Annotated in this window: 1 pseudogene; it reads left to right on the forward strand. The window is 66.0% G+C overall.

The window, feature by feature from the left end:
* Nucleotides 1-72: 72 nt before the first annotated feature.
* Nucleotides 73-259, forward strand: a pseudogene (locus tag R0J88_RS21290) ((S)-ureidoglycine aminohydrolase); the annotation flags it as partial.

Consider the following 259-nt stretch of genomic DNA (forward strand, 5'->3'; position numbering starts at 1 on the left):
GCGTGCCCCACGCGCGTGCCGCGCTTGGCCGTTGCGACCCGGGGCCGGACCAACCCATTGCCTGGATGCTTTATGTCTAAGACAACGTATTACGCGCCGCATGGCGGCCACCCGCCGCAGACCGATCTGCTGACCGATCGCGCGATGTTCACCGAGGCGTACGCGGTCATTCCGAAGGGCGTGATGCGCGACATCGTCACGAGCTGGTTGCCGTTCTGGACCAACACGCGCCTGTGGGTGATTGCGCGTCCGCTGTCGG

This window comes from Pseudoalteromonas sp. SIMBA_162 (assembly GCF_046535955.1).
Lineage (GTDB): Bacteria > Pseudomonadota > Gammaproteobacteria > Enterobacterales > Alteromonadaceae > Pseudoalteromonas > Pseudoalteromonas marina.